The sequence below is a fragment of the Chryseobacterium sp. DT-167 genome, assembly GCF_058310155.1.
The window spans coordinates 1-524 of the sequence record NZ_JBZEEQ010000138.1 but is presented as its reverse complement, the minus strand read 5'-3'; the positions used below and the strand labels follow the sequence as shown (position 1 = coordinate 524).

Sequence of the window (524 nt, the reverse complement as noted above, 5' to 3'; positions counted from 1 at the left end):
AACGGCTCGGCGGGGTCGAGAGCTCCCGCGTTCGTGCCGCCGCGAGGCCGAGCGGGGATCGCGCGAGCGAGCGGCGCGACCGGAACGGGAGCTTGCGCGGCGGCGACGACGTGTCCCGCCTCGGCCCACTCCGTTGCGTCCCGCAGCACCGCGGACACGGTGATCCACAGTTCGCCGTCGCCCGGATCCGCAAGCGTGTCCCCGAGGGGGACGACGACGGTCGCGGATGCGCCGGCCTCGACCGGGCCGCCGCCGTCTCCGGGGACGGCCACGACGCCCGACGCGATCTCGACACCGTCGCGCTCGACCCGCCACAGGAACACGAGGTCGGAGGCGTCGGCCGAGTGGCGCCGGTTCGTCACGGTCACCGACGCGGCATCGCCGCGCTCGTCGGTGTCGACCGCGATGCGGACGGGTGCCGCGACGGCCGCGAACTCGACGAGGCCCGGCGTCGGGGTCCCGTCCGAGAGGACCATTCCGTCCATGCAGAAGTGCCCATCGTGCACCCCGGTCTCGCCGAAGTC

1 protein-coding gene is annotated in these 524 nt (G+C 74.6%); it reads right to left on the bottom strand.

Translation table 11 applies throughout. From position 1 onward, the window contains the following. A partial coding sequence (locus AC4FQ5_RS20160) for a DUF4981 domain-containing protein (protein WP_491146523.1) occupies positions 1-524 on the bottom strand: 524 nt, incomplete at both ends.